This is a genomic window from Paenibacillus phoenicis (assembly GCF_034718895.1).
Lineage (GTDB): Bacteria > Bacillota > Bacilli > Paenibacillales > Paenibacillaceae > Fontibacillus > Fontibacillus phoenicis.
This window is the reverse complement of the sequence record NZ_JAYERP010000001.1, coordinates 237,834-262,322: the sequence shown is the minus strand read 5'-3', so window position 1 is coordinate 262,322 and position 24,489 is coordinate 237,834. Positions and strand designations below refer to the sequence as shown.

Genomic DNA, 24,489 nt, shown 5'->3' with positions numbered 1-24,489 from the left:
GGAATAAGCGTTATATTTTTTATACAAGAAAGTCAGGATTCGGTTTCCTTGGGGACCAGCTTATAGATCTCTCCGCTTTCCATCGCGTCGATCAGGCGGTCCAGCCATTCGTAATATTTCACCGATTCTTTCATCTTACGTACGTCTTCTTCCAATACCTTACGGAGCGGTCCTTCCTCCTCTACCACCATCGCTTTGGTTAATTCATCAATGGAGCGACGCAGCACCAGGATGTTGCTCTCCACCGCTTTTCTCCATTTAATTGCGAAGAAGTCCGTAAACGTCTGGTACCAGTCATATTCCACTTCATATAAGTCCTTGCGGGAGCCTTTCTCCCACACTTTATTGACCATTTTGAGATCCAGCAGGGTGCGGACGCCCGTACTCATGCTGGTTTTGCTCATCTTCATTTCCTTGCCCATCTCGTCCAAAGTCATCGGCTTGTCGGCAAAGAACAAAAGACCGTATAAGTGCCCTGTTGATAACGAGACCCCATACAAGTCCATATTTCTGCCGATGGCCTCGATCACGCGTTTACGTACCTTCATTAATAAAGCCTGTTGCTCATCGGTGAGCTGGTCCAAGCTCATGCTTGCAACCTCCTATTCATATGCAAAAAAACCTCCGCTGTAACGCGTCCACCCGCACGGCTTAAATCCCCATACGGCTCAACGCTTATTCTATCTTAAGTAAGTCAAGCCCAAAAGTAAAGACGCAGCCTAGGGAGCATTTGGGAGGATATCGGAGTTATCCGCCGATTCATTACGTTCAGTTTTTTCTGTACGTTCCTTACGTACAGTTTTCATCTTTGCGTTATTTTCATTCCATTTGTTACACTTACCTCACGGATTGATGCGATACTGCCTCGCTGGGCAATTTTGTTAGCGAAGCCGAGATCGAAGGGGGAACTTAAAGCTTTAGAAAAGGAGTGAATCTATGAATCAGCCAATATTACAAGTTCGTGAAGTCAGCAAGTTATTTGGCCCGCATGCCGAGCAGGCCATTCCATTGTTGAAGCAAGGCTACACCAAAGAGCGTCTGCTCAAGGAAAAAGGCATCACCATCGGCGTCGGCCAAGTCAGCTTGGACATCCGCGAAGGTGAAATTTTCGTCATTATGGGTTTGTCCGGGAGCGGCAAATCGACACTGGTTCGGATGCTGAATCGATTGATTGAACCAACTGCGGGGGAAATTCTGCTGCATGGACGGGATCTCCGCAAAATGAACAAAGCTGAGCTACGCGAGGTGCGGCGTAAATCGATCAGCATGGTGTTCCAGAAGTTTGCTTTATTCCCACACCGCACGGTCCTGCAGAACGTGGAATACGGACTGGAAATTCAGAAAGTAGCCAAAAAAGAGCGCCGCGACAAAGCGATGCAGGCCCTCGAGCTCGTCGGCTTGAAGGGCTGGGAGCATAAGATGCCGGAGCAGCTGAGCGGCGGTATGCAACAGCGGGTCGGCCTGGCCCGAGCGCTGGCCAATGACCCGGAAATCCTGTTGATGGACGAAGCGTTTAGCGCGCTCGACCCGCTCATTCGCCGTAACATGCAAGATGAGCTGCTGGAGCTGCAGGAGAAGATGAAGAAGACCATCGTCTTCATTACCCATGATTTGGATGAGGCCCTGCGTCTCGGCGACCGGATCGCCTTGATGAAGGATGGCGCACTCGTTCAAATCGGCACGCCGGAAGAAATGCTGATGAACCCGGCCAACCATTATGTGGAACGGTTCATCGAGGACGTGGACCTGTCCAAGGTGCTGACCGCAGCCCGCGTCATGCGCCGGCCGGAAACCGTTACGTTGGATAAGGGTCCTCGCGTCGCCCTCGAACTAATGCGTGAACGGGGCATCTCCAACCTGTTCGTCATCGGCCGGGGCAAACGCCTGCTGGGCGTCATTACAGCCGAAGACGCATCCCGTGCCGCCAAGTCCGGCATCGGCCTGGAGGAAATTCTGATTACGGACGGCCCTCGCGTGGCCCCGGATACCGTGCTGAGTGACCTATTTGAAGTCATGAGCTCATCCAAGGTTCCGCTGGCCGTCGTTGACCAGCAGGAGCGTTTGCTGGGCGTTATCGTACGCGGCGCCGTACTGGGAGCCCTCGCCGGAGAACATCATGAACTGAAGAAGGAGGTGAACCCAGATGGAATTCATCCCGAAATTGCCGCTGGCCGAGTGGATTGAATCGCTGGTTGACGCCATGGAGCGGTCGCTTGGAGGATTTTTCGACGGATTGTCCATGACGATTGAGACCATCGTTAACTTTTTCGCCGGATTGTTCCTGCTGCCGCATCCGCTGCTGTTTATTGCCATCGTCGGAATCATCGCTTATTTGATTGGAAAATGGCAGCTGACCTTGTTCACCGTAATCGGTTTTCTGCTGATCGATAACCTTGGCTATTGGACCGAGACCATGAACACCTTAGGCCTGGTCATTACCTCCGGCTTGATCTCGATCCTGTTCGGGATTCCGATCGGCATCTGGAGCGCCTACAGCAAAATGGTCCATCGGGTCATCTCGCCACTGCTTGATTTTATGCAGACGATGCCGGCATTCGTTTATCTGCTGCCGGCTGTAACCTTTTTTAGCCTGGGGGTGGTCCCTGGGGTTATCGCATCGGTGATCTTCGCGATCCCGCCGACGATCCGGCTCACCTATCTTGGGATCAAGCAGGTGAACGGCGAGTTGACGGAAGCGGCGAACGCCTTTGGCTCCACGGTCTGGCAGAAGCTGTTTAAAGTCGAGCTTCCGCTCGCCATGCCAACGTTGATGGCCGGGGTTAACCAAACGATCATGCTGTCGCTCTCGATGGTCGTCATCGCCTCCATGATCGGCGCGCAGGGCATCGGGGCCACCGTCTACCGGGCGGTCACCCAACTGAAGATCGGGCAAGGCTTTGAAGCCGGTTTGGCCGTGGTTGTCCTAGCCATCGTGCTCGACCGCTTTACGCAAAACCTGTTTAAATCCAAAACACAAAGGGGAGATTGAGATGAAATTGAAGAAGACGAGGAAGTTGATGGTACTGGCAGGATTAGTGAGCATGTTGGCGTTGTCCGCCTGCGGGCAAGCGAACAATCCTTCGGCCGGCGGTGCCAACAACACGCCGGATGCTTCGGCGAACGGGGGCAACACCTCAGCCGGAGCCGTCGGCGAGCAAGTCAACTACGAAATCATCGGGATTGACCCTGGTGCTGGAATTATGAAGGCGACAAGTCAAGCGATCGAAACCTACGGCTTGGACGGCTGGAAGCTGATTGAGGGCTCCGGCGCAGCCATGACGGCGATGCTGGACAAAGCGGTGAAATCCGAAAAACCGATCATTGTTACCGGCTGGACCCCGCACTGGATGTTCTCCAAATACGATCTGAAATATTTGGAGGATCCGCAGAAGGTTTACGGGGAAGCCGAAGAAATTCACACGCTGGCGCGGAAAGGCTTGAAGGAAGACCATCCGACCGCCTATGAGTTCCTCAACCGCTTCGAGTGGACTTCGGTTGAAATGGGCGAGATTATGACGGCGATTCAGGAAGGTCAGGACCCGGCGGAAGCCGCCAAAGCCTGGGCAGACAGCCATGCCGACCGCGTGGACAGCTGGACCGAAGGCTTGACACCGGTGAACGGCGACAAACTCAAGCTGAGCTATGTGGCATGGGATTCGGAAATCGCCAGCACCAACCTGCTGGAATATGTACTCGAAAGCAAGCTGGGTTATGACGTCGAGTCCCTCCAAGTCGAAGCGGGTCCAATGTGGACCGGTGTCGCCAGCGGTGACGTTGATGCAACTGCAGCAGCATGGCTGCCGCTCACCCATGCGGATTATTGGGATAAATACGGCGAACAAGTTGAGGATCTCGGCGCGAACATGACTGGCGTCAAAACCGGCCTGGTCGTTCCAGTTTACATGGACATTAACTCGATCGAGGATTTGAAGTAATCACCTTTACCCGTAACGGAACTCAGAGACCTTATTGTACTATTTCCCGGTGATTTCCCGCTGTAACGGAACTTAAAGACCTTATTTGATGCTAATACCAGCGAATTCGCTGCCTATAGCCCAAATAAGGTCATCTGGTTCCGTTACATCTGTTTTAACCCTGGTAGGAATAGAAATAAGGTCTCCTCGTTCCGTTAGCTTTTTTACACCTAAGGAAATGGAAGAAGCCACCCCTGGTACGGAGTGGCTTCTTCATATCTATATCAATTAAAGAAGAGGGAGTATCTAAAGAATAGCATCGGTTTCTTAAAGGAACATTACAGAAACCTGAAGATCAGCTTAAAAATTCTCCAGCTCCTCGTTTCCAACCGTTTGGCCCCAATCGCAATCAGCGTCGCCCATGATTGTCGTATCGGATGCAGCGCATGGAACTCCCCCATTTTTGTTCTTCTAAATCGGTCAAAACAAATATTCGGAATTCACCAGCTTCCTTCAGAGGAAATCCGGCTTCACCCGCTTCACCTCAGCCTTGAGCTCATCCATCATGCCCTCAGCCGCTTCCTCCCCTGCCTTGATGCAATCGGCCATTTTTGAAAAATCAAACGCGGACACATGACCGACATCCGGTCGGATGACGATATCCGCTAACCGCAGGCTGGTATGCTTCCGTTCGGCGGTCATCAAACTGTAAGAGCGGTAAACGACCTCAATCATATTGCGGGGCGGCTTCTTCTCATGCTCGCGCGTCACATCCACCGCAATTATCAGTCCCACATCCTTCCGCTTCAGCTCCTGGACCGGCAAGTTGTTTAGCACCCCGCCGTCGACCAGCACCTGATCGTCCCGTACCAGCGGAGCAAATACCCCCGGAAACGCCGTCGTTGCCCGCAGCGCCGTTCCCAAATCGCCCTTATCCAAAATCACCTGTTTGCCTTGCATCAAATCCACGGCAACCGCCTTAAACCGAATGGGGAAATCCTCAATCTTCAGCCCATCCTTCCCATGTTGCCTCAAGAGATCGTTGACGGTTTGGTAGATTTTGTTCCCGCCGATCAGCCCGCGTTGGCGAATTCCTAGATCCATCAGCCGGTATTTTGGCGTGTGATACAGCAAGTCCTCGATGTCCTCTGCCGGAATGCCTGCAGCATACAAGCCTCCGATCGCACCGCCCATGCTTGTACCAACGATCGCGTCCACCGGGATTCCGTGCCGTTCGAACGCCTTCAACACGCCCAAATGAGCGAGTCCCCGTACGGCCCCGCCGCCTAACACCAAACCTACTTGTTCCATGGATGATCTCCCCGCTTGTCGTCTTTTTACTAAAAATACATATTCTTTAGCTTAGGCGGAAGTTCCTTCCGGCTAAACAAAGCAGCCCCGAATCGATAGAGACATCGACCCGGGGCTGGCAGGCCTGTAAGCAAATCGATTACAATGGATACAACAAAATGTGAATCCACGAATCACGAATACCACGAATAGATCCATACAATGGAGGTCTCCCCATGTGCGGCCGTTTTACGATTACGCTTCCTCTGGACGAACTGATAGTCCGGTATCTCATCATGGAAAACCGGCTGGCGAAATTCGCCCCAAACTATAATGTAGCGCCGATGCAATTCATCCCCGCCGTCATTGCGGGCAAGCAGGGCAATCGGCTGGGCGAGCTGCGCTGGGGCCTGGTGCCGTTCTGGGCGAAGGAGGATAAGATCGGCGCCAGCATGATCAACGCCCGCGCCGAGTCGCTCCCGGACAAACCGGCGTTTCGGAAGCTGCTGACAACCCGGCGCTGCCTCATCCCCGCTGACGGATTCTACGAATGGCAACAGCGGGCCGGAGGCAAGCAGCCCTATCGGATCGTCATGAAGGACGGGAGCCCCTTCGCCTTTGCCGGCCTGTACGACATCTGGAGCGATCCGCAAGGAAACAAGCTGGCAACCTGCACGATCATCACCACGGAGCCCAACTCGCTGATGGCTGAGATCCATAACCGGATGCCCGTGATCCTGCAACCTGAACATGAAGCCGAGTGGCTGGCCCGGGACAACACGGATACGGGATCGCTGCTAAAGCTGCTTCAACCTTACGATGCCGCAAAAATGCGGGCTTACCCCGTATCCCCAGCCGTTGGGAACGTGCGCAACAATACGAAGGAACTGTTGGAGGAGGCGAAATAGCCTGACCTGAACTCCCCCATACCGAAATCTCTCCATCCGAAAAAAGGGCTTCGCCTTTACGCGCAAGCAAGGTTCTACCCTGCTGCCATAAAGTCGAAGCCTCTTTCATGTTATGCCTCGATGCTCGCCCACAATCCGCCGCCCGGCAGCGGGCAATGCCGCTCCTTCAGCCAGGCGACCACCGGGATGATACAACCGCAGACCGTGCAGGTCATCCCGTCCATCAGCTTTGGACACGCTTCGCAAACGCGCAGCCTATCCTGATACTGCTCCTCGCTTACCCTGCGCTCGGGCGCAAACGCCGTCGTCTTCAACAAACGTTGGATCTGCTCCTCCGTCACCCGGAAATCGTCCCGGCACACTCTGCATGACGTATCCGCCATCCGACGTTAATCCCTCGCCGCCAGTTCTAGCGTCGTCACCGATTTAGCCGGCAAATCAACCGTCAGCTTGCCGCCATCCAGTTGAAACGACTCAAACGGCTGCGGCTTTACGGCCTCCGGCTGCGCAAACGTATTATGGGCATCGATCGAATCGCCGGTCAACGTGGTGCCGGTCACCGCCAAGCTGCTGCCTGCCAAGCCCCGAATGTCGATCGTCACCTGTGTATTCGCATGAGGCTGCAGGTTACAGAAGCTGAGATGGATCTTCCCTTCGGCATCCCGCGACGCAGTGGCGGTCACCGCCGGAATCTCGCTGCCCTCCAGCTTGTAGCTGCCTGTTTCCAGCGACAGATCCAGCAGCTCGGCGTCCTGGTGAACCTTATACATATCGAATACATGGTACGTTGGGGTCAAGATCATTTTCTCGCCTTCCGTCAGGATGACGGCCTGAAGCACGTTGACGGTCTGGGCGATATTTGCCATCCGCACGCGCTCGTTATGTTTGTGGAAAATGTTCAGCGTAAGCCCGGCGACAAGCGCATCACGCATCGTATTTTGCTGATACAAAAATCCCGGATTGGTCCCCGGCTCCACATTGTACCAGGTGCCCCATTCATCCACAATCAATCCGACCCGGCCTTCCGGATCGTATTTATCCATGATCGTGCGGTGGCGGGTAATCAGCTCATCCATGCGAAGCGCTTTTTGCAGCGTGGCAAACCAGGCGGACTCGTCGAACCCGGTCGCCGGCCCTTTATCCTGCCAATTATCGGTTGGCAGCGTATAGTAGTGCAGCGTGATGGAATCCATAAACCGTCCGGCTTCCCGCATCAGCACGTCCATCCAGTTATAATCGTCTGAGTTTGGACCGCAAGCGATCCGGTGAATCCGGTTATCCCCATAGTTGCGGACGTACGTCTGATACCGGCGGTACTCGTCAGCATAATATTCCGGGCGCATATTGCCGCCGCAGCCCCAGTTCTCGTTGCCAACGCCAAAATAAGTCACCTTCCACGGCTCCTTGCGTCCGTTTTGCGCCCGCAGCTCCGCCATCGGCGATACGCCGTCAAAGGTCAGATATTCTACCCACTCCGACATTTCCTGGACCGTTCCGCTGCCAAGGTTGCCGTTGATGTAGGGCTCGCAGCTCAGCTGCCGGCAGAGCTCCATAAACTCGTGGGTCCCGAAATGGTTATTTTCCACCACACCGCCCCAATGGGTATTGACCATCCGCTTACGTGCTTCCTTCGGACCGATGCCGTCCTTCCAGTGATATTCATCGGCAAAGCAGCCGCCCGGCCAGCGCAACACCGGAATCCGGATTTGCTTAAGCGCTTCCACAACATCGTTGCGAATGCCATGGGTATTTGGAATCGGGGAATCCTCGCCAACCCAAATCCCTTCGTAAATACAGCGGCCTAAATGTTCAGAGAAATGACCGTAAATATTGCGGTTAATCGTTCCTTTGCCGGAATCGGCGTTTAACACTCCTTGCAGTGGCATCCGTCATTTCACTCCTTAGTTAATATAAATATTAATTAAATAACTATTCGACTAATATTATAGGCGTCTGACCGCAAACTCGTCAATGAAACTTCCAAATTAATCAAGGACATGGAAGATGCTTGTCAAACTTATAACTTTTCGTTAATATAATGATTAACTAAAATTCGGGTGAGGTGGAGGCATCATGAAACTTGATTTATCTGAACAATCGCTGCCCGTGTATGAGGCGCTGGCGAGCCCGGTTCGTCTGCACATTCTGCGTCTGTTAGCCAACCGCCCGATGAACATTAAGGAGTTAGCCGCTGCGGTCGGGCTGTCCAGCGCGATCATGACCATGCATGTGCGCAAGCTGTCTGAATGCGGACTAGTCGCCACCCATATGGCACCCGGCAAGAGCGGCCTGCAGAAGATTTGCTCGCTTGCTGTCTCCGGCGCAGAAATCCAGTTTCCGGCGCAGGCGGCAGCCGAGCGCAAGAGCTACCGGGTTGAAATTCCGGTAGGCCATTACTCCGATTTTCACATCGAGCCAACCTGTGGCATCGCAACGACCGACAAGATCATCGGAAGCTTTGACGATCCCCGGTACTTCTGGGACCCGGAACGGATTCATGCTGCGATTCTATGGTTTGGTACGGGATATATCGAATACAAAACCCCCAATTACTTGCTGTCCTCCCAGAAGCCCGAGGAGCTGGTCTTTACGATGGAAATCGCGTCCGAAGCCCCGGGAACGAAGGACGATTATCCATCGGATATTACGTTTACCTTAAACGGCAAGCTTTTGGGCACCTGGACGAGCCCTGGCGATTACGGGGAGCAGCCGGGAAAATATACCCCGGAGTGGTGGCCAAGACAAGCGAATCAATATGGGCTGCTGAAACGGCTGCGCATTACGGCAGACGGTACGTACATGGACGGCTTGAAGATGTCCGACGTCACCCTTCACGACATTGACATTCGGCAGAAGCAATGGACGCTCCGCTTATCCGTGGAGCCGGACGCCCGTTATCCGGGCGGCTTGACGTTGTTTGGCAAGGGCTTTGGCAATTATGGTGAGCATCCAAGCGCGGAAGTGTTTTATGTAGAGAAATAGGCATAGAAAAAAATAAACAGGGTTGCTCCAATCGCTATCAGATGCGATTGTATAGCAACCCTGTTTTCATATCTGCGTCCGCCTCATTCCCAATACGTCGGCCCGCCGCCCTTCAGCCGGGCGAGCCCTTCCACAAAGAAATAATCGCCGTAAATCAGCGGAACGTCGATGTTCGTCCCCTGCGGGTAGTTGCTCGTCCCGTGCAGGATCAGCCCCTCTTCCGCCGGGTCGTCCCACGCGCCGTAGTTGTCGTACAGCGACTCCAGAATGCGTTCGCCGGCTTCGCGGTACTTGGTAGCGGCCGTTCCTTCGCCGCCAAGCTTCTCCGCCAGCAGCAACAGCCCGCTGGCCGCGCAGGCACCGGCGGACGAGTCCCGCAGCTCGCGCAGCTCTTCCGGCGCGCGGAAATCCCAAGCCGGCACCTGATCGTCCGGCAGCTGGCTCAGGAAGAAATCCGCCGCCCGCTTCGCGGCGGACAGATACTCCGGCTTACCGGTGTGGTGGAAGCCCAGCGTCAAGCCGTAGATCGCCCAGGCAGCCCCGCGCGACCAGGCCGACTCCGGCGCGTAGCCTTGGCCGCCTTGCGGCCCAACCCGCTCGCCTGTGACCGGGTCAAAGACCACGATATGATAGACCGAGCCGTCGTCGCGAACAAAATGATGGAGCACGGTGTCCAAATGCGCTTCAGCGACATGCGCGAATCGGGGATCGCCGCTCTCCCGGGACGCCCAGAACAACAGCGGCAGGTTCATGCAGCAATCGATGATCGCCCAGCCTTCATTCCGCTCCCCTTCCTTCCACGGATTCCAGGCCCGAATATAGCGCCCCTTCAGATTAAAGCGGGCCGCCAAATAGTTCGCAGCCTTCAGCGCCCGAATGCGCGAGGTTTCACTCCCCGTCAGCTTATAGGAAGCGATGCTGGTCAGCGTCCACATAAACCCCAGATCGTGATCAAGCCGCACGTAGCCGTCCAGCACCTCATCCAGCTTGGTCTCGCATTCTTGTGCCAGCGCTTTCAATTCCTCCCGGCCGCTTCCCTCATACAGCAGCCACAGCAAACCCGGCCAGAAGCCCGCTGTCCACCAGGCCGGCTCAGCCAGATCATAAACCCCGCCTTTGCTGGCGTGCGGAAACCCGGAGCCAATTCTCGCCGTGTTCCGCAGCGTTTTGTCCAGCGACTTCGTCCAGGCCTCTTCCACCCATGCCCTTTCGTTTCCCATATGCATATGACCTCGTTCCTCCATTCTCCTTATTGCCGGGCGAATTTGAAAAGAAAGTCAACGCCAAATCCCGCTTCCGGCTGCTTAACCCGAAAATCCAACGCGTACCATATCGAATCCTTCCCATAATGATCCCGGTAGGTTCGTGCCTTAATCTCCGCCTCCAGCTGATTCGGGTCGTAATACAGCTCCAGCGCCAGCCGGCCTCGAACGAAACGAAGCAGCCCCGGGCTGGCCATCTCCGGCTGAATCGGGCTCACAAACCGCTCCGTCAGACTGTCCGGCGCTTCCGTAAACCGGAAGTCGTCCCGAAGCGCCAAGCTAGGCAGCTCCGTCTTGTTCCAAACCCAACTTCGGTTGAAGGACTGCAGATTTTCGTCCTCATAGGCGCCGGACAGCTCCAAGGTGAACTCGCACGCTTCCGCAGACGTGTCGCAGCGAATCATCGAAGCTGCCCTTTCCCGTCCCTCCTGCTGCATACGACCGTTGATGATCGGGACGGAATGCCCTTGCGAGCCGTTACAGTCATATCCATACCGGGCCTCGCCAAAATAATCCCGCGTATATTCCCCGCACCCGAGATCGGACAGAAAAAACGCGCCTCCGCCCGCCAACATGAAATGGCCCAAGTCGTTGTGATTATGCGATTCCCCGTTGTGCCCGCCTTTTGCGGCAAAACCAAACGTATCCCCTGCGGTTGTAAAGCGCGAGATCAACCAGCCGGCGTCCTCAAACACAAAGTCGCCGTCTCTCCACTCCGCCGTGCCTGCCGCCTTGCAGTCCCGCCAAATCAGGTTGCGCAGCGCCGGCGCCCAGCGGCTGCAGTGATCCTCGCGGTAATCCGCATGGAGCAAGGCAGGCGGAGCTTCCACCTCCGCGTACCGCTTCGCAAGGTAATGCGACAGCCCGGGCTGGACGCTCCCATATGGCTGCGCGTCGGAGAAGTTAGCGACCAGACGGCCGCCCAGAAAGCATTTTTGCTGGAACTCGGCAATTCGCCGTACCTTGTCCTCGTTGAACCAATCCCGCTGCCCCCGGCTTCGCTTAAGCAGCAGGTCGGCATAATACACAAAGTAGCCAAACCCGTAGTTCCAGTATCCCAGCCCTTCCGGACAACCCCCATCCTCGCCGAAGCCTTGCAAATAGAAGCTCATGCTGCGCTCGGTTTTCTCCAAAATCTGAGCCAGCCGGGCGTAGTCGCGCTGTTCTGTCATCAGCAGCAGCGCAGCCGAACCAATCGAGCCAGCGCAAACCGCCGACCAGTTGTTCGTCAGCTCCTCCCAATGGTAAGGGCCTTTCTCAAGGAATGGCCGGAACAACCGTTCATCCACCAGTTCGGCGATCCGCACCCGCAGCAGCTCCGGTAGACGCGTGCCTAGCAGCAAAGATAACTCGGCTAGCGCAAACCCCGTCTCCGCCGAGAACAGGTCGATGGTCTCCGAGACCGGACGCTTCGCATCCACATGCGCGGGCAAGCACCAGGTAAACTCGCTGCAGATCGCCCAGATGGCATCCCGCAGCGCCGCTTCGTACGCCGCCGACTCCGGTTCAAGCAGCGACAGAAAGGCGAAGGTGTTCAGCCGCCGCCGCTTCTCAAAATACACCCGCTCATACTCCAGCCGCGAACCCTGAACGGCAAATAAAGAAAACAACGAATAGGTCAGCTCTTCCGCTGGGGACTTCAGCAGCCGCTCCCCCTCGCTCCGGATCACTTCAAGCTCGGCCCGGGCCTCCGGCGCCTCGCGCAGCGATTCCCAAAACGCCAGCCCGCTGCCGTGCGGATAGTAATCATCAGCCTTCAAAGGGATCAGGCTTTCGGCCAGCTGCTCCCAGCCCTCGCGAACGTTCATCAGCATTCCTCCTTCCACCGCAGCCCAAAACAGCGGCGTTAACTAAGCCAGCTCAATACGGATTTCGTTCCCCGAGCAGGTCGTTATCACGATCTCCCGCTCTCCTATCGCGAGGTTTAACGCATCAAGCGTAATTGGTTGCCATGAGGCTCCCGGCGACGGATCGCCGTAAACCGCCGACGCGAGCAGGTGTACCCCCGGTTCCAGGGAAGCGAGGAGCGTGGGAAGAACAGTGCGAGGATACAGAACATTGGTATTGGCGTTCGGGCGAATCAGCTCGACCGATTCGAAGCCAAGCAAGCTTTGCACCCCGCTGGCTCCAAAGGGGCTTGCTGCTCCCGCAGCGATCCGGCCCTCTCCACTCTTCTCTTTTAGCTCCACCAGCCCTGTCCGTTCCGTCCCCTCGATCCACTCCGTCAACTCCGTTTCCACCCCCAGCGCGAATCCTCCCTCCGCGATGTCGAGCGGTCGTTTCGTCTCGATGTGATGAATCCGCACATGCCAGGGGAGTCCGGCAACGATCCAGGAGCGCACCTCTACGTCAGACCAAGGTTTCCATAACGCATACAGCACGTTATCCTGAATTGACGTGTCCAAGTTCCGGCGTCTTACCCGGTACAGGTTATCTCCCTTTTCGCTGAGCGCCAGCATGGAGTCAAACGCGCCTTGGGACAAGCCCCACTCCGCGCGCGGCACACTAAACCCGAACCCGGTGGAATACACAAGTTTCTCGTATTTGGCCGAGGTATGGGTGTGCTCGTTCGTGCCGCGATGGCCGGTGTTGAAGGCCGCTACATGACCGGTCGCAGGATCGCGGGCCAGCACAAGATGCGCCGGGCGCTGGACCTTCAGCGCCGGCAGCTCCGGCAGCGGCAGCTCCTCCGCCGTCCAGAACGGATGGTCCTCCGGCAATGCCAGCGGCAGAAACGCTTTCAGCGCCCAATACGGCGAACCGGGCGAATTGTAGTTCTCCGCCATCACCAGGTTTGGATAAGCGTAACCCACCGTAAGCAGCCCCTCGGAACTGCGAATGGGCCGGCTTAACCACCAGCGCAAATTGCGCAGCACCAGCCCCTTTAATACCCCCATTGGCAACACGTCCACACCGGCATAAGCCAGTGCGCTCCAGAAGGCGGATTGGGCGAAACGGTAGGTTAAGCTGCGTCCGTACGGCAGCGCTGCCCCGTCTGGGGCGAACCAAGCGAGAAAATCGTCGGCGAACAACGCGGCCCGCTCTTTATACACTTGCGAACGCTGCGGATCTTCCTCTTCCATGATACGCGCATAGAGCAGCCCGTAATAGTGAAAGGCAAACGGGACGTAATAGTCGCTGTGTCCCCCGACACCGTCGCTGTACCAGCCGTCCTCCAGATAAAACGCGTCCAGCCGGTCCAAATTCCGCTCCAGCTGCTCCGTATCGTAAGGCAAGCCGGCTTTGCGGAAGCCCACATTCACCAGTACGTTAAAGAACAACCAATTGCAATCGTAACAAGGATGCTGGTTCATCTGATTCAGCCAGCGGTACAGCCGATCACGTTCCTCCGGGTGAAGCGGTTCCCAAATGTGTTCCGGGATCAATGCCAGCGCGTAGCCAAAAACCGCCATCTCCACGAGCCGTTGATCATAATCGCCGACCTCGCCCCAATACTCCGGATGATCCGGGTTCGTGCCGCAGCGGATTCCGTCCAGAACAACGTCCCATAACTCACTGCTGCCGCCGCCCGCAAGCAACGGTACTAATCCCCACAGCACCCGAGAGAACCCTTCCATTTCCGCTACAGCCGCCGGGTAGGATACCCCGCTCTTGCCAAGCCCAAGCCGGGCGCCGCCTTCACTATAGAACGGCCGTAGGGGATGCACCAGCTCTTCCAACACGTTCACCATGTCGCTGCGCGTTTGGAGCGGGGCATTAACGGTCAAACTATTCATTACTTCAGCTCCTTTCATCCGAGACTACCATTTATTACCCCTTGATGCCGGACGAGGCCACACCTTGGACAAAATATTTTTGCAGCGCGAGGAAGACGATCAGCACCGGAATGATCGAAATGACGCTGGCGGCCATAATTAACCCATATTCAGCGGAATATTGCGTAATGAACATCCGCAAGCCGATTTGGATCGTTTTGAGCTCCGTCTTGGTCAAGTAAATCATCGGCCCAAGGAAATCGTTCCACGTATTGACGAACGTGAAGATCGTCAGCGTGGACAGCGCCGGCTTTGAGAGCGGAAGCATGATTTTGGCCCAGATCCCATATTCATTAAGTCCGTCAATCCGTGCCGCTTCGCAGAGCTCATCCGGAATGCCTTGATAGAACTGACGCATCAAAAACACGCCAAACGCCGAAAACGCCTGTAGAAAAATAATCGCAAGATGAGTGTTGTTTAACCCCATGGAACGCATCATGATAAACTGCGGAACCATGTAGGCTTGCCACGGAATGGCAATAGTCGCAATATAGCCGAGAAACAACGCATGTCTCCCTTTGAACCGCAGCTTCGAGAACGCATATGCCGCAAAGCTGGAAGTCAGCAGTTGCAGCAAAGTAACGATCACCGAGAGCTTCGCCGTGTTGTATATAAACCGGCCGAGCGGGATCCGCGTCCAGATCTCCACGTAGTTCTGCCATCTTGGAGCATCCGGGATCCACTGCATCGGGAACGAGAATACATCCTTATTTAATTTCAGCGAGGACGACAGCATCCACGCGTAAGGAACAAGCATGCATAGCACAACGACCGCGAGCACCAGGTACGCAAAAATCTTGGCAACGGTTTTGACTTGTTTGTTAGCTCCTGTCATTTTTGCATCCTCCTATTGTCCGTACTTCTTCTCGCCCTGGAACTGAATCAGTGTAATCCCCAGAACGAGCAGGAACAGCACGATCGCCATGGCGCTGGCGTACCCGTAATCCAGCGAGCGGAACGCGGTATTGTAGATTTGATAAACAAGTACCCGGGTCGAATTGTTCAGTTGATTATCGGCACCGGCAAACAAGTTGATAAAGATGTCGTACACTTTAAACGAGTTGATGATCAGAATCATCAGGACAAAGAACGTAGTAGGTGCCAGCTGCGGGATTGTCACGTTGACAAATCTTTTCCATGGTCCCGCCCCGTCCAGCTCGGCAGCTTCATACAGCTCAGGATTTACTCCCTGCAAACCTGCCAAATAAATGACCATGTAGTAACCCATATTTTTCCACACTGTAAAAAGAATGACCGTAAACATCGCCCAATCTTTATCTGCCGCCCAACGGGGCAAATCCTCAATGGGGATGCCGGTGATCGCGTGCAGCAGATTGTTTACCGGCCCCATCGTGGGGCTGAACACGAAATTCCAAACGGCTGCCACGGCAACCAGTGAAGCGACATAGGGGAAGAAGAACACGGTCCGCATAAAGTTGCGGCCAAACAGCTTCTGATTAAGCAGGATCGCCAGTGCCAGCGCACACACCATCGTTAACGGCACCACGCCAATCGTATAAATAATGGTGTTCCAGAACGCCTTGTGAAAGGTGCTGTCCTGCAACAGCCGGGAGAAGTTACGCAATCCCACGTACTCCATCGGGTTAGCCCCGTCCCATTTCACAAAAGCGAGTACAAACGCATAAACCATCGGCACCAGCGTAAACACGGCAAAGCCAATGAAGTTGGGGGCAATGAAGCTGTACGCCACCAAATGATCTTTGACGTTCTTAGACAACGCGCTTCTTTTAACTGCTTTCGTTCCTAACACGGGTTCATTCTGCATGATTTCTCCTCCAAACCTACTTGTGCTAGAGCATTGGGAAAAAAAGGCGGGCTCATAAGGCCCGCCCCTGGCAGCATCGAAATCTCATGCGAGATCAGATTAGTTATTAAGTACCTCTTGCACCCGTTTCTCCATATCTGCCAATCCTTCGTCGATGGTCGCATTTTTCGTCATGATGTTGTCGTGTGCTTCGTTCAGAACGACCTCGATGTCCGCACTCTTCTCATGCAGCGGCATTTCCAGATAAGTTCTCTCGGTCGTGAGAGCTGCTTTGCTGTTCTCGTCCGTCGGGAAGCCGTCCATGGAAGCGATGGAGCTAACCACTTCATCGTTCTTGATCGCCGGAATCGTACCTGTGGATGCGATCACTGCTGCACCTTCTTCACCGGTAACGAATTTCAAGAAATCTAAAGCGGCATCTTTGTTAGCGGACTTTTGGTTTACAGCCAGGGAAGTAATGGTCCCCAGCGTTGTTCCGGCAGGTACGCCGTCCGGATGCGGATATTTCACGATCCCCCAGTTGGTAGCCTGGGATTCGCCGCTCTTCACTTTCTCAATTTGCGTAGCGATAAACCAGCTGCCCATGTTCATCATCGCAACGGAGTTATTGTAGAATACGCCGGAATAGTGAGTGCTGGAGGTTTTTAACGTAGCGTAGTCCATCACGATGCCGTCGTCTTGCTGTTTCAGAATTCGTTCGTAAATTGGTTTCAAAAATTGATAATTTCCATCCACGATGGTGTTCTTGCCGTCCAGGATGCCGAACAACTGTACTGCACTGCGCCAAGTGTGGTAGTGCGCGCCGTATACTTTTTCCGAGCCGCTGCCGGACGTCATTTTCCGGGCCAACTCGTCGTATTGATCCAGTGTCATATCGTTGGTAGGATAAGGAACTCCGGCTTTGTCAAACAGGTCCTTGTTATAGTAAACGACCCAGAAGTCACTGCGGAAAGGCAGTGCGAACACATCGCCGTTCATTTGAATTTGTTCTACCGTTCCGCCATAGAGGGAAGTATCAATGCCTTGAGTGTCAATGAAGCTCTTCAGCGGTTCCAGATGGTTCTGCTTCACCAGGTTGACGTAGCCCGGGATGTCCTTGATGGTCAGAATATCCAGGTCAGCCCCACCGGAGAGCTGCGTACTGAGCATCGTCATGTAGTCGGTAGAGCCAAGGTCAACATATTCGATCGTTACGTTCGGATGGTCTTTCTTATAAGCATCGATCAAAGGCTGGTAGTAAGCAGTGGCTTCCCAATCCCACAGCGCCCATTTCAGTGTGACCGGCTTATCGCTTGTCTCATTGGAAACGCTTGCAGAATTGTTCGTTTGAGGCTCTGTGGTATTCGCTTTGCCTGAGTTTCCGTTGTTGCCGGAACAACCTGCCAGCAGACCTATAAGAAGAACGGCCGCCAAGGTAATACCGAATACTTTCTTTCGTCTCATCTTCAAACCCCTTTTCCTCCTGTTTTGAACTTCCAGATCGGCAGCGCCGAATCCTTAGGTTCATGGTATCGAAATCTAAAATGAAAGGGCATACATTTTTACGTTCTTTTCCTACACTTTTCTATTTGGTTCTTCAAGAAATGGATGAAAAGCTGTAAAATCATACTCAAAAGATGTAAAAATGGTTGTTTATGAACCTTACCGCTACCGACGATGTCAACTCATGTTATTGTTATCTATATCGGTTAAAACTCGCATTGATCTTACTCCGGATGAGGTGATCGACACGCGCGCAAGAAAAGCCACTATCAAAAGCCGGATCATCCTGATCATGACCGTGTTTGCCTTGCTGATCGCAGGAATTCTGTCTTTTTTCAGCTACGAGCTGATCTCGTATTTTCAACGGAAAACCACCATTCAGGCGACAGAATTTAACCTGCAACTCGTCTCTCATATCATCGATCAAGATTTAAATAACTTGTATACTTTGGCTTTGACCAGCAGTACGAACTCGCCTACCAATCAGCTGATTCAGGACTATTTTATCTCACCGGACGCCAGCGCCAGAGACGGGCTGAACGCCTTCTTATCGATGCAGGAGGATTTCCGAGTGAATCGGTCCAACAGCTACGTGCGCCGCCTGATCATCACGGATCACCAAGATAAGTTCATTCAGGTCGACAATTCTGGAAGCGCTTCAGTTCCGTTGAATATTCATAATATAACCCAGCTTCCCGGTCTGGTTCCAGATGCGAAGGAAGCTTGGGAGCGCGTGATCCAGGACCCGTTCTCCCGCTCCAGCGGCATCCCCATCGTTCTGCCAATTTACGGTGAACGGGCTGCACGCATTGGGACGGTCTATCTTCTGGCGAACACCTCCGTGATCACCGATAAGCTTAAAGGCTACAGTCTGCCGGAGGGCTCGGAATTGCTGCTCTCCCTTGGCAGCCAAACGTACCGGATCGAAGGGGACAAAGTGCAGGAAATCGAAAGCCCTTACACATTGTTGCCGTATGATCAAAGTGAAGCCACCGGGGCGCTCACCAAGCTCGAGTGGATGGAGCAGGACGGGGAACGCCTCATCTCGGTGTCCTATCCGGTGCGGGAAGGCGTCAGACTCGCCCAAACGCTGGACAAGAAGCAATTTGCTCCACAGCTCAACGCTTGGCTACTGCTGATGATTGGCGTTTCTGTGCTGGTGCTGGCATTAAGCGGATTTATTATGTTGTATTTAACCCGCACCATCAGCCTGCCCGTGGAGAAGCTGCGCAAACGGATTGATAAGATCGCGCAAGGCAATTTCTTTATCGACCGGAATATTGAATGGAACAGCGAGCTCGGGGATGTGGGACGCGGCATCAATCGGTTGTCCCAGGATATTTTGACGCTGATGGAATCTCGTGTCGCGGACGAGAAGCAGAAGCAGGAACTGGAATATCGCATGCTGCAAAGCCAGATCAGTCCTCATTTTCTCTATAATACCCTGAACTCGATAAGATGGATGGCTACGATTCAGAACGCTACGGGTATCGCAGATATGGTCACCTCCTTATCGCGGCTGCTGCGCAGCATCGCCAAAGATCAACGCAAGCTGGTTCCGCTGCAGGAAGAGCTTAGCCTGATGAATGACTATTTCCTCATTCAGAAATATCGCTACGGCGGCACGATTACAATGGAACAAATCATTGATAACGAGGAGCTCCTTTCCAGTCTGGTTCCCCGCTTTACACTGCAGCCGCTGGTGGAGAATGCGATTTTTCATGGAATCGAACCGAAGGGGCGCGGCAACATCACGGTGTCTGTGGCCAAGAGCGGGTATGACATGCGGATTACGATTGAGGATAACGGCGTGGGAATGAGTGAAGCCCAAATTGAGGCGATTTTGTCCAAGCAAGAAGAACCCGGCTCCAAAGGCCTGTTCGAAAATATCGGGCTCCGCAGCGTACACGATCGGCTGCGTCTGACCTTTGGGGATCGATACGGCCTCTCGATCGAAAGCAAGTTGAACGAATTTACGAGAATGCATTTGCTGTTGCCCTGCCGGAAGTCTTGACCTCCAACTTTGACAACTTGTCGCTATCGTAAACCACGGGAGGAAGTGATCGTATGATTAAAATGCTGATTGCCGATGATGAGGCACTCGTCTGTATCGGCCTGCAGTCCATGCTCAAATGGGAAGATTATCAGATCGAAATCGTGGGCATTGCCCACAACGGTGCTCAGGCAGAGGAAATGATCGAATCGTTGCGTCCTGACCTGGTCATTTCCGACATTAAGATGCCGGTCAAAACCGGTCTGCAGGTCGCTGAATCCGTACGCGACAAATATGGCCGGATACCGCTCTTCATCTTCTTAACGAGCTATGAGGAATTTGAATACGCACGTCGCGCCATTCATCTTCAGGCAGCGGATTATTTAGTCAAGCTGGAGCTAACCCCGCAGATCCTGGCCGAATCCGTTCAGAAGGCCGTTGCCATGTTGGGGGAATACCAAACCGTGGAGAGTTACCCGAGTATGCTGTACCGCAGCAATTTGCATGCGCTGCGCGATAAATTTTTTATCCGCCTGTTTAATCAGCTGTTCGAGAACAAAAATCAGTTCCTGCTGCAACGAGACGATCTTGAGCTGGATTTATCCGCTCCTGCCCACCTCGTCTGCTCCTGCCGGATTCAGGGACCGGAGAGCGTCCCTCCGCGCGGGGATAAGCTGGTCGCTTTGTGCTCCAGCACGGTGCAGATGGCTAAGGATACACTCGCCTCGTCGCGGCCCTGCTTCGTAACCAGCCTGGATTTGCGGAACTTTGCAATTGTGCTGCCCCTGTCAGATCCAGATCCGAACCACTGGATGCCGGAAGTGGAGGAGCTCCTGCACCATATGGCAGAGGTGCTCCATTCCTATTTCAATGTAAAAATCATCGGCGCGGTTGGGAATGCCGTGGAGGACCCGTACCTGCTGCATGTAAGCTACCTGGCTGCCCGGCGGGCGTTGCCGTTTGCCCTCGATCAGCAATCGTTTGTCTTCTTCACCCAGAGCGAAGCGGAGAATCTCGCTTCCCCAGGAGTCGATGCCATCGTCTCCCGTTCGGAGATCCGCCGCGCCTTTGAAGAACTGGATACCCACGCATTGCACACCATGATCACGAATCTCATTGATCGGTTTAATGGCCGGCCGGAGTTACTTGTACCCGCTACCGATGCGGCTTGCAATATTTTATATATGGCCACCTCTTTGCTGGCAGACGGCGAGAACGTGGTTGAGCAAATTTTCGAGAATGAGCCGGAGGGGTACCGCGCGATCTATAAAAAGCAAACAACCCAAGGCGTGATCGATTGGCTCGTGCAATTTCGGGACGGTTGCTGCGAAATCCTGTCTTCCCGCAAACAAAGTTACAAGGAGCAAATCGTGCGGAACGTGCAGGACTATGTGAAACGGAACTTGAACAGTAAGCTGTCCTTAAATCAGGTGGCGGATGTTTTTAACTTCAGCCCCAATTACTTAAGCCATCTCTTCTCCAAAACGGCCAAAATCAATTTCGTGGAATACGTCACGGAGACTAAAATCGCAGCCGCTAAGGAAATGATGGTTCGCGGTGAAGGGCGCATTTATGAAATCTCGCAGAAGCTGGGGTATGAAAGTGCGTTTTATTTCAGCAAAGTGTTCAAAAAAGTAGAAGGCATATCGCCGCGGGAGTTCATGCAGCGCTTGAACAGCTCGTTGCCTTCCGGCTGATCATTGCCGCAGGATGCCCTTTCGATGGATCTTCACCCGAGGATCGACGATTGTATAGAGCAGGTCAGCCAGAAAGTTGGCAACCACTACAAATGCAGAGATGATTAAGATGATCATGAGCAACACGGGATAGTTCCGGGATTGCGCGGAAAATACCGCCAAGCTTCCTATACCTCCCCAGTTAAAAACATTCTCGACCACCGCGGCACCCGATATCAGGGTCGGCAAATCCAGCATGATGATGGTAATGACGGGGACTACAGCGACTCTTAATGCATGTCGATAGGTGACTCTTCGTTCCGAGACCCCTTTCGCGCGGGCCAGACTCAGAAATTCGGAAGGCAGCACCTCAATCATGCTGGTGCGAACCATTTTCATATAATAAGCAATCAGTCCGATCGTAACTGTGGCCACGGGAAGAACCATGTGGTAGATAAGATCAATCCAGTCCCCCTTTTTGTTTGGAGCATGCATGCTGCTTGGCGGGAACCAGAACAATTTGAAGGCAAAAATCTCCTGCAGCCAATGCCCCAGCACAAACGCGGGAATGCTGTACCCAACCAGGCTTAGGATCAGGCCAAGTTTATCCGATAGCCCATCCTGCCGTCTGCTGTTATAGATTCCCCACGGAATAGCGATCATCAAAGCAATGATCATGGACGTGCCTAACAAGGTGAAGCTGTTCCAGACATATCTCCAGATGTACAGATTAATTGGGATCTGGTTATAATCCAGACCAAAGTTCCCATGCAGCAGGTCATTGATCCACCGGAGATATTGCTGGTAAATGGGCAAGTCCAGACCATAGAGAGCTTTCTGTTCGTTTGCGAATTGGAGCTGCTCTTCGGTCATCCCAATGCTTAGGGACCAGATGTTCCCTGGCATAAAACGCATCGCACAAAAACATACGCTCATGACGATAAATAACACAATCACCGAATAAATGGCACGGCGAATCAGATAAGTCCACATCCGCATCCTCCTGAACCCCTAATTTGTCACTTATTCTAACATAGATGAAATGAAAGATGGCTTATATCATTGTAAATCGAATGTTAAATTTTCATAGTTTTCACGATATGTTAGATAAAAGATCGATTTGCAATCATATATATCCCTCCTTTTCCATAAAATCCCTTATATAGTTCTATAGTTCGACAAGAAGTCTCTTGAATCCTGCCTCCCCCCTCATTTCTGGGACATAACATAAACAGCCCCTGCCAAGAAGCGCAGGGACTGTTGAGATATGCTTTATATCGATGATAGATTAATCATTTCGCGGCAGTTCTACAGACACCTCGCGGCCCAATTCAGCGGAACGCAGCACGCCGTCGATAATCGCCTGTTGGATCAAAATTTGCTCGCCGGGGATCGGCGCAGGACGACCGTCGCGAACCGCTTCTGCGAAGTCTCGGACCTTCTCGTCGAACAGGTTCAATTTGTGCTCAATGAGTGGAATCGGGGTCTGGGTGTTACGGCCGTATTCGTCGTGGTACAGCGTAACTGAACCTACCGAGCCGTCCCATACGCCGGACCATGGACCGCTGCCTGCCGGCGTGATTTTGAGCCCCGCATCGGTACCAAGGAACATCGTTGCGCCTAACGTGTCCATGTGCATCGCCCAGGAGATTTTGAACTGCAACACAAGATCGTTCTCGAAGCGAACCATCGCCACGCCAAAGTCCTCTACCTCGAATCTGGACGCTTCAGGATGATAGAGCGGGTTACGGCCAAAATGGTTCGACGTAAAAGCAGATACCGAAAGCGGACGAGGATACCCCAGCGTATTCAGCGCCATGTCCAGCGAATAGCAGCCGATGTCTGCCATCGCCCCGGCTCCCGCCAGCTTCTTGCTGATAAACGTGCCTCCCGGCATGCCACGCCGACGGCCGCCGCCCGTCTCGGCGTAGTAGACCTTGCCCAAACGCCCGGATTGCACAATTTCCTGCAGCAGCTTCATATTCGGGTCATAGCGGGGCTGGAACCCGATGGACAACATGTTGCCGGTGTCGCGCGCAACCTGGGTCATTTCCAGCGCCTCCGCCAACGTGACGGACATCGGCTTCTCCAGCAGCACTTGCTTGCCCGCCTTCAGCGAATCGACCGTTGTCTCATGGTGCGAGACGTTTGGCGTACAGATGCTGACGGCATCCAACTCTTGCTCGAGCAGCTTGCGATGGCCGTCATAGGCTGCTGCGCCAACCAATTGCAGCGCCTCCACGAAATCCGCGGCTTTGCCCGGAATCACGTCGGCGACTGCCACGATCTCTACGAACGGAAGCTTCCGGTAAGCCGCTACGTGGGCTTTGGCAATTCCGCCACTTCCAATAATGCCGATACGCAATTGTTTACTCATATGCTCGCTTCCTTCTCTCGTTTGGAATGGGGCGCCGAATGCTCGCCCGCATGCATTTTGCGGTACGCGCTTGGCGTCACTTCGTACTTGCTCTTGAACACCGGATACAGATAATTGGGATTCGCGAAACCGTGGGCAATGGCGATCTCCTCAATCGCTTTGTCTGTCAGGAGCAGGTCCGAACAGATCGCGGTCAGCCGCGTATGCTCCAAATAATCGCGGAACGTCGTCCGCCCTTCACTGCGGAAGATCCGCTGAAGCTGCCGGGGACTGATCCCGATTGCCTCCGCAACCTGCTCCAGCGAGATCGGCATGCTCTCGTTGTCCTGAATGTATTGCGTGGCCAACTTGTAGCGATGGAAGCTCATATCCCGTTCTGGAATTCCCCTTCTGTCGTCGGCCCGGTCCAGCACGCGAACGGTGCGCAGCAAAATCTGCACGATTTCCTGCTTCAGCAGCGTGTAGAAGCCGATCGGCTGCTCCTCCAAAATACGGTACGCCTCCAGAAAACCGCTCATCGCATGGAACCGGTCAACGACCGGTGCGATGGGCAAACGATCCAACGAGGTGATGCACTCCTCCGCCTCCGCTGCCTCCAACTCGTCTCCCCAGCCGCCGGGCTGGGCGTCCGCCTCCAGCGGCTCGATCTCCAAATGAAGACAAAGCTCATACATCGGATCTTCCGGGTCCGATTCCTGGTAATGCACCAGATCCGGTCCGGTCAAATAGAATAGCCCCTCGTGGAGATCATAAGTCTGGTCAACGAGAATCACTTTGCCCTTGCCTTTCGGAATATAATGGAATTCATAGCCCGAGTGCTTATGAAATTGAATGATATGTCCAGGAGGAAACGAGGCCAGATGGCAGCGCAGCACGCGAATTCCGTAACCACCCCAGCGGAATTGCAGCTCCAGCCGGTCGAGTGCATCCTGCCTTTCCGCCATTCTGGCGTACGGAAAAGGACTTGCGCTCCCCGCCGCTTTACGGTCAACCGGCTTCTTCCCTGTCGATTCGCGATGATCTGCCCGCATCTTGATCCCTCT

The 24,489-nt window shown here is 53.9% G+C and carries 19 protein-coding genes and 1 pseudogene; 7 read left to right on the top strand and 13 right to left on the bottom strand.

What is annotated here, in order from left to right; genetic code table 11:
- Window positions 1-32 precede the first annotated feature (32 nt).
- Window positions 33-590, bottom strand: coding sequence for a GbsR/MarR family transcriptional regulator (locus U9M73_RS01105; protein ID WP_009226447.1), 558 nt, complete (start codon window positions 588-590; stop codon window positions 33-35).
- Between the two features lie 346 nt (window positions 591-936).
- On the opposite strand from U9M73_RS01105, the gene U9M73_RS01100 reads away from it, so the two are divergent.
- The 3 genes and pseudogenes from U9M73_RS01100 to U9M73_RS01090 all read left to right on the top strand — a co-directional run bounded on the left by U9M73_RS01100 (window position 937) and on the right by U9M73_RS01090 (window position 3,935).
- On the top strand, window positions 937-2,184 hold the full coding sequence (locus tag U9M73_RS01100; RefSeq protein WP_323075975.1) for a quaternary amine ABC transporter ATP-binding protein: 1,248 nt from the start codon (window positions 937-939) through the stop codon (window positions 2,182-2,184).
- A pseudogene (locus U9M73_RS01095) lies at window positions 2,144-2,975 on the top strand (ABC transporter permease); the annotation flags it as partial. The gene U9M73_RS01100 and the pseudogene U9M73_RS01095, both read left to right, overlap by 41 nt.
- Before the next feature lie 15 nt (window positions 2,976-2,990).
- On the top strand, window positions 2,991-3,935 hold the full coding sequence (locus U9M73_RS01090) for a glycine betaine ABC transporter substrate-binding protein (RefSeq protein ID WP_323075974.1): 945 nt from the start codon (window positions 2,991-2,993) through the stop codon (window positions 3,933-3,935).
- A gap of 492 nt (window positions 3,936-4,427) precedes the next feature.
- On the opposite strand, the gene U9M73_RS01085 is transcribed toward U9M73_RS01090, so the two are convergent.
- Window positions 4,428-5,225, bottom strand: a complete 798-nt coding sequence (locus U9M73_RS01085) for a patatin-like phospholipase family protein (RefSeq protein WP_009226443.1) — start codon at window positions 5,223-5,225, stop codon at window positions 4,428-4,430.
- Window positions 5,226-5,440: 215 nt separating this feature from the next.
- On the opposite strand from U9M73_RS01085, the gene U9M73_RS01080 reads away from it, so the two are divergent.
- Window positions 5,441-6,112 (top strand): SOS response-associated peptidase, encoded by a 672-nt coding sequence (locus tag U9M73_RS01080; RefSeq protein WP_009226442.1) that lies wholly within the window; start codon window positions 5,441-5,443, stop codon window positions 6,110-6,112.
- Window positions 6,113-6,222: 110 nt separating this feature from the next.
- On the opposite strand, the gene U9M73_RS01075 is transcribed toward U9M73_RS01080, so the two are convergent.
- A complete protein-coding gene (locus U9M73_RS01075; protein WP_260069883.1) occupies window positions 6,223-6,495 on the bottom strand; it encodes a DUF6171 family protein in 273 nt (90 codons plus the stop codon).
- A gap of 6 nt (window positions 6,496-6,501) precedes the next feature.
- Window positions 6,502-7,998: an alpha-N-arabinofuranosidase gene (locus U9M73_RS01070; RefSeq protein WP_323075971.1), complete on the bottom strand. Its 1,497-nt coding sequence runs from the start codon at window positions 7,996-7,998 to the stop codon at window positions 6,502-6,504.
- 187 nt (window positions 7,999-8,185) lie between these two features.
- Here U9M73_RS01070 and U9M73_RS01065 point away from each other — a divergent pair, with 187 nt between their 5' ends.
- A complete protein-coding gene (locus tag U9M73_RS01065) occupies window positions 8,186-9,094 on the top strand; it encodes an ArsR/SmtB family transcription factor (protein ID WP_323075970.1) in 909 nt (302 codons plus the stop codon).
- 83 nt (window positions 9,095-9,177) lie between these two features.
- Here the strand turns inward: U9M73_RS01065 and U9M73_RS01060 are convergent, their stop codons facing one another.
- From U9M73_RS01060 to U9M73_RS01035, 6 genes are all read right to left on the bottom strand, one after another.
- Complete coding sequence (locus U9M73_RS01060) at window positions 9,178-10,314, bottom strand: glycoside hydrolase family 88 protein (protein ID WP_323075968.1); 1,137 nt, start codon at window positions 10,312-10,314, stop codon at window positions 9,178-9,180.
- Window positions 10,315-10,343: 29 nt separating this feature from the next.
- Window positions 10,344-12,164, bottom strand: a complete 1,821-nt coding sequence (locus U9M73_RS01055; protein ID WP_323075966.1) for a heparinase II/III family protein — start codon at window positions 12,162-12,164, stop codon at window positions 10,344-10,346.
- A gap of 42 nt (window positions 12,165-12,206) precedes the next feature.
- Complete coding sequence (locus tag U9M73_RS01050; protein WP_323075965.1) at window positions 12,207-14,093, bottom strand: DUF2264 domain-containing protein; 1,887 nt, start codon at window positions 14,091-14,093, stop codon at window positions 12,207-12,209.
- Between the two features lie 34 nt (window positions 14,094-14,127).
- Window positions 14,128-14,967, bottom strand: coding sequence for a carbohydrate ABC transporter permease (locus U9M73_RS01045; RefSeq protein ID WP_016313161.1), 840 nt, complete (start codon window positions 14,965-14,967; stop codon window positions 14,128-14,130).
- Between the two features lie 12 nt (window positions 14,968-14,979).
- A complete protein-coding gene (locus U9M73_RS01040; RefSeq protein WP_323075962.1) occupies window positions 14,980-15,918 on the bottom strand; it encodes a carbohydrate ABC transporter permease in 939 nt (312 codons plus the stop codon).
- 99 nt (window positions 15,919-16,017) lie between these two features.
- Complete coding sequence (locus U9M73_RS01035; protein WP_127575918.1) at window positions 16,018-17,361, bottom strand: ABC transporter substrate-binding protein; 1,344 nt, start codon at window positions 17,359-17,361, stop codon at window positions 16,018-16,020.
- A 223-nt stretch (window positions 17,362-17,584) separates the two neighbouring features.
- On the opposite strand from U9M73_RS01035, the gene U9M73_RS01030 reads away from it, so the two are divergent.
- Both U9M73_RS01030 and U9M73_RS01025 read left to right on the top strand, forming a co-directional pair.
- Window positions 17,585-19,414, top strand: coding sequence for a cache domain-containing sensor histidine kinase (locus U9M73_RS01030; protein WP_255315329.1), 1,830 nt, complete (start codon window positions 17,585-17,587; stop codon window positions 19,412-19,414).
- 53 nt (window positions 19,415-19,467) lie between these two features.
- Window positions 19,468-21,090, top strand: coding sequence for a response regulator (locus U9M73_RS01025; RefSeq protein ID WP_323075961.1), 1,623 nt, complete (start codon window positions 19,468-19,470; stop codon window positions 21,088-21,090).
- On the opposite strand, the gene U9M73_RS01020 is transcribed toward U9M73_RS01025, so the two are convergent.
- From U9M73_RS01020 to U9M73_RS01010, 3 genes are all read right to left on the bottom strand, one after another.
- Window positions 21,091-22,062, bottom strand: coding sequence for an ABC transporter permease (locus tag U9M73_RS01020; protein ID WP_323075959.1), 972 nt, complete (start codon window positions 22,060-22,062; stop codon window positions 21,091-21,093). It abuts the gene before it with no gap.
- Between the two features lie 295 nt (window positions 22,063-22,357).
- Window positions 22,358-23,446: a Gfo/Idh/MocA family protein gene (locus U9M73_RS01015; RefSeq protein WP_009226295.1), complete on the bottom strand. Its 1,089-nt coding sequence runs from the start codon at window positions 23,444-23,446 to the stop codon at window positions 22,358-22,360.
- A complete protein-coding gene (locus tag U9M73_RS01010) occupies window positions 23,443-24,477 on the bottom strand; it encodes an AraC family transcriptional regulator (protein ID WP_009226294.1) in 1,035 nt (344 codons plus the stop codon). The genes U9M73_RS01015 and U9M73_RS01010 overlap by 4 nt, the downstream gene beginning before the upstream one ends.
- Window positions 24,478-24,489 lie beyond the last annotated feature (12 nt).